Below are 7,508 nucleotides of genomic sequence, written 5' to 3'. Positions count from 1 at the left end.
ATGCCGGCGGCCTTCCATAAACGACCGTTTTCGAAAGGAACCATGGTGCTGATCGGCTATGCCCGCGTGAGCAAGGGGGACGACCAGTCGAACAAGGCGCAAGCCAAGGCTCTCGCCGATGCAGGTTGCAAGCGCATCTTCAAGGAAGAAGCGTCTGGCGGTCGCTGGGAACGGCCTGAATTACACAGGATGCTTGATCACTTGAGGCAGGGCGACACCGTTGTCGTCTGGAAGCTCGACCGCCTGTCACGCTCGCTCAAGGACGTACTGCATATCATGGAGCGGATCGAGACCGCCGGTGCCGGATTCCGCTCTCTGACTGAGGCGATCGATACAACGACGCCGGCAGGGCGGATGATGATGCAGATGGTCGGTTCCTTCGCCGAATTCGAGCGCGCCATGATCCGCGAACGCACCTGCGCCGGGTTGGCCTTGGCGCGATCCGAGGGCAGGATCGGCGGCCGCCGCAAGAAGCTCAATCCAAAGAAACGGCTGGAAATCGCCGAGAGTGTCTTGTCCGGACGCAAGTCAGCCGCTGAAATGGCGCGGCTCTACGAAGTCAGCCAGCCAACGGTATCGAGAATTATAGCCGAGCACAGACGGAAGGTGGGAAAAGGCCATGCCCAACAGCCATGACCTCAAGGGTCTGATGAAGTTCCTCTCCCGCGACGAATGGCGTGATTGTTTCGAAGGCACTCTCGACGATCATTTCGGGCCGGTTCTCGACGCCAGCAACATGGAGTTCGATGATCTGGCCGAGATGCTCGGCGATCATTGGGCAATGACGCTTTGGGGCTGCGCCTTCGAGGATTTCCTCACTCAGGATTTCGACGTCGAGGGCGGCAATATCGCTGACGACTATCTGAAGCGGCGCGGTTGGAAGGAAGGCGCCCAGGCAAAAGCTTATATGAAGGCGCTCCGGACGTCGGTCATGAGCCTCTACGAAGTCAGCGACATCGTGTCGGGCAAATCCCTGATGGCCCGCGATCTCATCCGCGGTGGTGATCCTGTCCTGGTCAGCGAGGGCACTGCCACGAAGACATTGCAGCAATGGGACAGGGTTGCGGCCAGAGTTGTTCCCGTTGCGGGCAAGAACATCATTGGCGGAGGATTGCTACCGTTCACACCGGAAGCTTCCGACGCGCTGTTCGATGGTTTGCGGGCGATCTTTGGCAAGGGTCGGTCCAAAAAACTGCCCGTACCAACAAACGAAGAACTTCAACAGGCCGCGCCGGTATTTACCCTCTCATAGCTGTTCGACACCCTGGACCGGACGATGCGGATGGAGCAGACCACCTTCGAGAATGGCGACGGCGACGCAATCATCTTCCACGATGTCCGCTTTCCGCTGGCATCCGGGATCACCCCGAAAGAAATCACCGCCCAGTTGAAGACAGTCCCGGCTCTGCGACAGGAGAACGCGAAATTCTGGAACTGGCTTGGCGACATCCCGAAGGGAAGGCTCAAGGCCGGCAAATCTGGAAACCTCGCATGGGACACTTCCATGGAGGACGGCGCGCGGGTGCTGGGCAATGTGGAACTGAAGGGCCGCTTCCTGCACCTGTCGACCAATTCCGCCGCCCGAGCCGAAAAAGGAACGGCGCTGATGCAGGGGGCGCTGAACGATCTGGTTGGAAAGCCGCTCACCGAAATCCGTACCGTCGAGCAAATGATGGTCGAAAGGCCCGTCCACAAGGATACGGCTCGTCCGGAGCTGCCACCCGAGATCGCCACAAAAGTCGTTCATGAGTTTTTGGACAAGCAGTATCGCGAAACCCTCGATCAGCCCGTCGGAATGCTGGGTAATATTTCCCCGCGCGAGGCCATCAAAACCGCCAAGGGTCGCGAGAAGGCCGCCGAATGGCTCAAATATCTTGAAAACCGTTCTTCAAGCCAGCCTGACCCCAACGATCCCATGGCGACCTATGATTTCCAGTGGATCTGGACCGAACTCGGTATCGAAAATCTTCGCCGATAATCGCTACCGTATATCTGTGTCCCTATAATGTACTGGAGCCAGGAGGCGGAGGCGGTAGTAACCGATCAAGCGAGGGTTCGCGGTCAAGACCAACGGGACCGGGAACAACATTTCGCCGCGAATGCCATGACTGGCGAGTTGCGTCAGACTATGGCCCGGGACGTTGGCCGCCAGCTCCCGGTCCAACGATGGAATGTCGAGCTTCCGAACGGTCTCTTTGAGCGCTTCTTGAAGCATTAACTGTCGAATTTCAGCTAACGCAACGCTGAATTCTATCTGCAATTCCGGTGACGGTATCATGCGGCCACTCGGATAATGGATCTATCAGAGTGAGACAGCCGCTCGGCGGCCAGGGCGACGTAAGCTGGGTGAAGCTCAATGCCGACGTATGGTCGACCATGCTCCTGCGCCACCAGACCGACGGTTCCCGAGCCAAAGAAAGGGTCTAGAACGAAGTCACCGGGCCGGGTCGATGAACGGATGCAAGGCTCGATCAATTTGGGAGGGAAGGTCGCGAAATGAGCTCCCGCAAAAGGCAGTGTGTTGACGCTCCAAACCGAGCGAAGGTTCCGCCCATTGCCTTCTCGAACCGAGTCCCGATCATAGAAATATTGCTCCTCCTTAGAAAACATAAAGAGGTATTCGTGCGTCCGCGTCGGACGATCCCGAACGCTTTCAGGCATCCCGTTCGGTTTATTCCAGATGACATCGGCTCTGAGATACCAACCATCATCCTGTAGGGCGAACGCCAGGCGCCAGGGAATGCCCATCAGATCCTTTGGTTTGAGACCCTCAGGTGTCTCCGGCCGCATTGACATGGCCCGGGCCGGGTTCTTCTTATCGGGCGCCCTCCATGTGCGGTTACCGCTCGTAAAGCCATCACCGATGTTGATCCAAAGGACTCCATCGTCCTTCAGCACCCGCCTCGCTTCACGGAACACCGTTAGGAGCCGATTTATAAACTGCGGGAGGGTAGGCTCTAGCCCGATTTGCTCAGTATTTTTATAGTCACGCAGTCCCCAATAGGGAGGCGAGGTTACAAGGCATTGCACGCTACGATCGGGAAGGCGCTGCAGGACTGTGAGGGCATCCCCCTCAAAGATGACGCTCCCGTTCAGTGCTAACGGCGGTGGGCGTCGAATGCGCGAGGTTTTCATGGCTTGGTGGTTCTGATTCGCGGCCTCGGGAAGCTGTTCATGCCACCCTCCCGCACAACTGACCAGATGCTCGCGTCGTAGTCCCCCTGCCATTTCCAAAAACTTTCCTAAGTAGGAAGAGTACACCGGTCACCGGCATTGGGAGAAGGCCCCCTGAAATCATGAACGCCTACTCCGCAGGCGGTTCGGTTGTCTCGCGGGTACGGATTTGCCGAAACTTTGGGGAGTTCCCGCCACTGCGTCGTAAAACATGGAGACTTCCGGTTGAACTTTGTCGACCAGGTCTGCTTTAAGCCCGCCGCTGCTGGCACGAGCGTGTTACGGCCGAACCGAATATTGATCGCGTCCAATGCCTGATTGAGGCGGGCGCGCTGCGCCCTGTCGATCGTCGCCAGCAACGACGTCTGCACCATGGTGATAGGTACGAGCTCGGTCAGCATGATGCCGGCCTTTGCATAGCGGTATCCCCCCCGCCAGGCGGCCGCTGCCGCTTTGGTGGCAGCTGCGATGAGCTCCTGCGTGTCGTCGGTGGGCTCAAGGAACTCCACAGACTGGCCGGTATGGCTCCATTTGTCGCCATTGAAGGCGTTGGTGTGCATGAATACGGAGCCCTGGACGGCACAGAGGCCGTGGTGGCGAAGTTTCTCGGCCGCGCGGGTCGCGTAGGCCGCCACCGCCTGCTGCATCTCGACGAGCGACGTCACCGGCCGGCCGAAGCTACGCGTCACTGCAATGCCCTTTCTACCTGCGGGCAGGGTTTCAAGAGCCAGGCAGGCAATGCCGTTCAGTTCATGGATCATGCGCTCGCCGACTACGGTGAGCAGCTGACGGCCGCGCTTCGGGTCCAGGGCACGCAACTGCCCGACCGTCTCCACGCCGATCGCCTTCAGCTTGGCGGCTGATGCGGCGCCAATGCCCCATAACTCACCCAGCGGCGTCGCCGGCAGGTATTTCTCCCGCGTCGCCAGGTCGCTGAAATCACAGACCCCATTGAGCTCGGCATGGTTCTTCGCGGTCCGGTTCGCCAGTTTGGCCAGCGTCTTGGTCGGGCCGATGCCGACACAAGTGGGGATGCCGGTCCAGGTCCGGACGGTTTGCCTCAACTGCTGCCCGTAGGCCACGTAGTTGCCGCCGCCCAGGCCGGTGATGTCGAGGAAGCTCTCGTCGATCGAGTAAACCTCCACCTCCGGGGCGAACTGGTGGTAGATATCGTTCATCCGCCGGCTCATGTCGCCATAGAGCGTGTAGTTGCTGCTGAACACCGCCACCTGGTTCTTCCGGCAGAGGTCGCGGATCTTGAAGAACGGCGCGCCCATCGCAATGCCCAGGGCCTTCGCCTCAGGGGTCCGCGCCACCGCACAGCCATCGTTGTTGGAAAGCACAATCACCGGCCGGCCGTTGAGCGCCGGCGCGAAGGCGCGCTCACAACTGCAGTAGAAGCTGTTGCCGTCAATCAGCGCGAAAACCCGCTCTACGCGCGGGGCTTGTGCAGCGTCCACGTGACCACCCCCCAGATTTCGACCTGGGAGACGTCATCCATCGGAAACGCCGGCATGTCCTTGTTGGCAAATGTGAGGCTCGGCGGATTGCCGCGCCGGAAGAGTTTGAGGCTAGTTTCGCCGTTGATCACGGCCACGACCACAACGCCGTCTTTGGGTTTGACACTGCGGTCCACCACGACGACGTCGCCGTCGAAGATACCCACGTCGCGCATCGAGCTGCCCGCCACACGCCACAGGAACGTCGCCGGCTTGTTCTTGACCAGGATGCGGGTGAGATCCAGCTCGCCATCAAGGAAATCATCGGCAGGACTTGGGAAACCCGCGCAGATCCGCGTGCCCATCACAGGCAGCACAATTGGCCACTCCGAAGGATGGCCTAGATAGGCGAGATGAGACTGATCACTGCGCATGGCAGGAACATAACAGGAACATATTCCTGCGCCAACGGAATTGATTGTTGTTCGGAATTCAGGGTGCCCCGCACCCCTGCCTGACCGGCGAGGTCCGGGGGTAGCACGGGCAAGAGGGGTTGGGTGCGGCCGCAGGCGAAGCCGAGGCTCGGCCCTCTTGAGCGTGCGAGGGGCGGAGCCCCTTAGCATAGTCTATGGAATCAAAGCAGTCGGGTGCCATCAGGCCTGCTGTGCCAACAGAAATCTTTGGCGAGAGACGGGTAGCCCACCTTTACTTCACAAATCAACTTTGCTCCTCTGTTGAACCGGCGCTTGGGGCGCCGCTATTCAGGGGAGCAACAATGGTCGACCGTCGCGCCGAAGCATACGCCCAGCAATTTTCACCTATTTTCGTTAGCCGATACATAGACGCCGCCAGAGCCGGCCGCAGTTCCGAAGTGCCGGCGCCGATCCGTTCAGCGGTGGAAGCCTATGCCCACGGGACCGTCGACAACAGCGGCGTGGACGTCAACAACTGGGTTTACAACGCCCTTTATCAGCATCGCGTCAAAACCGGCGGTGACGTGACGTTACCTCCTGAATACGCCAGCGCAGGGAAAAAGGCTGCCAGCATAGCCGGGACGGTGGCGCTGGGCGTCGGTGGGGCTTTGCTGAAAAGCGCCTTCGGACTGTCAAAGCGCGGCCTGTTCAAGTAGGCGCCGAGCTCGGGGGCATCGAATGTTCAAGAAACTCGCATCCCTGTTCCAACCTAAAGAACGGGGGCCATCACTCGCCGACCGCATCCCGGACCGTCCTGTGGATCGTTCTGTATCGCGGCCGGCGCCATCACCATCACGATCATCCGGCTCCTATGTTGAGGCCATCAACGCCGCGCCGGACGCTGATTTACCGTCGGGCCAGCAACTGATCAACCATCGCAGGAGGGCTCCTATAGAGCTCCAAATCGCGGTCACAGCCCGCGTTTCGGCATGGGCCTCGCTGATCAGCATGGGCTCCCCGCATGGGGTCAATTCGGCCTTTCTGCCGTACATGCTGAAGGCGCACGAGTTAGATTTTGAGATGAAGAAGATACTGTACGGGATGGTGCAGAACGTCATCTATGACAACTGCAGCACGCCGGGACAAGTCAAGGCGCTTTAGCCGTTCCAGTGAAACGGCTGGTCCCGGTTGAAGATCACGCGCACGTCAGCGACGTAGTAGTCGGTCTGCTCGAATGCGGCGGTTTTCACCGGAACCGGCGTGTTCCGGAACACCACCACCGGCTCAAGATACTCTTGCAGAAGCCAGACCGACAATGTGCGCCACTCTCGCCAGCCTTCAAGGCGTTCGATATAGCCGCGCCGGACCAGTATCGGCGCGGTAAACTCATGCAGCTCCTTGGCGTCCATTCCGATCACATCAAAGAAATTGGCCTGCATGTGGCTGTTGACGGAGACCGTCTCACCGAGCCTCGGCAGTTCCTCGAACTCCGTGCCGGCAAGCACGGCGTGGCCTTCGCCGAGAGGCAACGCCATAACGACGTCGTTCAGGTCCTGGCCCTCGTAGGTGCCGGCGGCAAGACCGGCATGGCGGCAGATCTTGGCGGCGTACTGATCATAGATGGGAGCGGGCATTGGATGTTCTGAAGCTCTACGGCTGGATTTTTCGCGGTTGCTGGCTGCTCGGCTGGAAACTCGTGACCTTCATCCTGTCGAGGTTTGACAAGACTTCGCCTAACAAATCACAGCCGGCCCGCGACGTGCAACCGTCGCCGGCGCCGATACCCAACCAAATCATGCAACGGGGCGAAGGCGGGTCACCGGTTCAGGTGACCATCCAGAACATTATGCCACCCGCAGCCGCGGCGATGCCCACGGCTTCCGTGCCCGCGGCCGCCCCCTCCTCCTCCGCGCCGACCTCGGGACGTTCGCCAGCAGCCATTCTCGGCCGTCCCGACCATATCATCTATGCGACCACGGGCAGTCACCTGATGATTCCGCATCCCCGATCGTCTGAGCTGCTCGAACGGCTGGATTATCTCATCTACGTTGCGGCACACCGGAACGGCCAGCCCTTCTCCGTGCCGCCCAAACTCGACCAGTCCACCGCCGTTTCTGCACCAACCCTCCGCCTTGCCGAACCGCTGAATGATGGCGGATTCGATGCAGCGGAACCGCACATATTGCCGGCCGACGACGCGGTCTGGATTGCACGCCTCGGCCGCCAACCGGAAAAGATGAAAGGCGTCCCCCGCAAACTCATTGCGGTATCGGAACCGGCTCCGTCTCCGGTCGAGCTGCTCCTGGCGCCGATCGACGATGAACTGTTTGCGCCGGTTACACCCCGCGTGATGCCGGCGCCGGACGGAGCAATCTGGCTGGCGCGGAGTGACGCGCCACTCGTGTCGGTGGAGGATTATCGTGCCCGATTGTGATGCGTCAGCGGGCATCGGGTTTGCGGCGGCTCGGCGGCCGTGAGAGGT

Annotated in this window: 11 protein-coding genes; 6 read left to right on the top strand and 5 right to left on the bottom strand. The window is 60.1% G+C overall.

Going from position 1 to position 7,508, the window contains the following annotated elements:
• The first annotated feature begins 42 nt into the window (after positions 1-42).
• From ACZYHG_RS37640 to ACZYHG_RS37630, 3 genes are read left to right on the top strand one after another with little or no spacing between them, the layout of a single operon-like run.
• Positions 43-636 carry a recombinase family protein gene (locus tag ACZYHG_RS37640; RefSeq protein WP_202367918.1) on the top strand — a complete coding sequence of 198 codons (594 nt, stop codon included), beginning with the start codon at positions 43-45 and terminating at the stop codon, positions 634-636.
• Complete coding sequence (locus tag ACZYHG_RS37635) at positions 620-1,252, top strand: DUF7986 domain-containing protein (protein WP_464615255.1); 633 nt, start codon at positions 620-622, stop codon at positions 1,250-1,252. Before ACZYHG_RS37640 ends, ACZYHG_RS37635 begins: the two co-directional genes overlap by 17 nt.
• Positions 1,253-1,282: 30 nt before the next feature.
• Positions 1,283-1,978, top strand: a complete 696-nt coding sequence (locus ACZYHG_RS37630) for a hypothetical protein (RefSeq protein ID WP_464615254.1) — start codon at positions 1,283-1,285, stop codon at positions 1,976-1,978.
• 3 nt (positions 1,979-1,981) lie between these two features.
• On the opposite strand, the gene ACZYHG_RS37625 is transcribed toward ACZYHG_RS37630, so the two are convergent.
• The 4 genes from ACZYHG_RS37625 to ACZYHG_RS37610 form a co-directional block, all read right to left on the bottom strand.
• Positions 1,982-2,278 (bottom strand): XcyI family restriction endonuclease, encoded by a 297-nt coding sequence (locus tag ACZYHG_RS37625; RefSeq protein ID WP_464615554.1) that lies wholly within the window; start codon positions 2,276-2,278, stop codon positions 1,982-1,984.
• A complete protein-coding gene (locus ACZYHG_RS37620; protein ID WP_464615566.1) occupies positions 2,275-3,135 on the bottom strand; it encodes a DNA-methyltransferase in 861 nt (286 codons plus the stop codon). Before ACZYHG_RS37620 ends, ACZYHG_RS37625 begins: the two co-directional genes overlap by 4 nt.
• Positions 3,136-3,242: 107 nt before the next feature.
• Positions 3,243-4,634, bottom strand: coding sequence for a Y-family DNA polymerase (locus ACZYHG_RS37615; RefSeq protein WP_464615553.1), 1,392 nt, complete (start codon positions 4,632-4,634; stop codon positions 3,243-3,245).
• A complete protein-coding gene (locus tag ACZYHG_RS37610) occupies positions 4,607-5,047 on the bottom strand; it encodes a LexA family protein (protein ID WP_464615552.1) in 441 nt (146 codons plus the stop codon). The genes ACZYHG_RS37615 and ACZYHG_RS37610 overlap by 28 nt, the downstream gene beginning before the upstream one ends.
• A gap of 341 nt (positions 5,048-5,388) precedes the next feature.
• Between ACZYHG_RS37610 and ACZYHG_RS37605 the strand changes: the two genes are divergently transcribed.
• Complete coding sequence (locus ACZYHG_RS37605) at positions 5,389-5,742, top strand: hypothetical protein (protein ID WP_464615551.1); 354 nt, start codon at positions 5,389-5,391, stop codon at positions 5,740-5,742.
• 22 nt (positions 5,743-5,764) lie between these two features.
• Complete coding sequence (locus ACZYHG_RS37600) at positions 5,765-6,187, top strand: hypothetical protein (protein ID WP_464615550.1); 423 nt, start codon at positions 5,765-5,767, stop codon at positions 6,185-6,187.
• On the opposite strand, the gene ACZYHG_RS37595 is transcribed toward ACZYHG_RS37600, so the two are convergent.
• Complete coding sequence (locus ACZYHG_RS37595; RefSeq protein ID WP_464615549.1) at positions 6,184-6,660, bottom strand: hypothetical protein; 477 nt, start codon at positions 6,658-6,660, stop codon at positions 6,184-6,186. The genes ACZYHG_RS37600 and ACZYHG_RS37595 overlap by 4 nt on opposite strands.
• On the opposite strand from ACZYHG_RS37595, the gene ACZYHG_RS37590 reads away from it, so the two are divergent.
• Positions 6,660-7,460, top strand: a complete 801-nt coding sequence (locus ACZYHG_RS37590) for a hypothetical protein (protein WP_464615548.1) — start codon at positions 6,660-6,662, stop codon at positions 7,458-7,460. The genes ACZYHG_RS37595 and ACZYHG_RS37590 overlap by 1 nt on opposite strands.
• Positions 7,461-7,508 lie beyond the last annotated feature (48 nt).

The organism is Mesorhizobium subarcticum (assembly GCF_055456085.1).
The sequence above is the reverse complement of the archived record's forward strand: the minus strand, read 5'-3'. Positions and strand labels throughout refer to the sequence as shown.

Excerpts from the sequence above, each read along its gene's own strand:
- ACZYHG_RS37610 (WP_464615552.1), bottom strand. The coding sequence starts at position 5,047 with ATGCGCAGTGATCAGTCTCATCTCGCCTATCTAGGCCATCCTTCGGAG.
- ACZYHG_RS37595 (WP_464615549.1), bottom strand. The coding sequence starts at position 6,660 with ATGCCCGCTCCCATCTATGATCAGTACGCCGCCAAGATCTGCCGCCAT.
- ACZYHG_RS37605 (WP_464615551.1), top strand. The coding sequence starts at position 5,389 with ATGGTCGACCGTCGCGCCGAAGCATACGCCCAGCAATTTTCACCTATT.
- ACZYHG_RS37625 (WP_464615554.1), bottom strand. The coding sequence starts at position 2,278 with ATGATACCGTCACCGGAATTGCAGATAGAATTCAGCGTTGCGTTAGCT.
- ACZYHG_RS37635 (WP_464615255.1), top strand. The coding sequence starts at position 620 with ATGCCCAACAGCCATGACCTCAAGGGTCTGATGAAGTTCCTCTCCCGC.
- ACZYHG_RS37640 (WP_202367918.1), top strand. The coding sequence starts at position 43 with ATGGTGCTGATCGGCTATGCCCGCGTGAGCAAGGGGGACGACCAGTCG.
- ACZYHG_RS37630 (WP_464615254.1), top strand. The coding sequence starts at position 1,283 with ATGGAGCAGACCACCTTCGAGAATGGCGACGGCGACGCAATCATCTTC.
- ACZYHG_RS37600 (WP_464615550.1), top strand. The coding sequence starts at position 5,765 with ATGTTCAAGAAACTCGCATCCCTGTTCCAACCTAAAGAACGGGGGCCA.
- ACZYHG_RS37620 (WP_464615566.1), bottom strand. The coding sequence starts at position 3,135 with ATGAAAACCTCGCGCATTCGACGCCCACCGCCGTTAGCACTGAACGGG.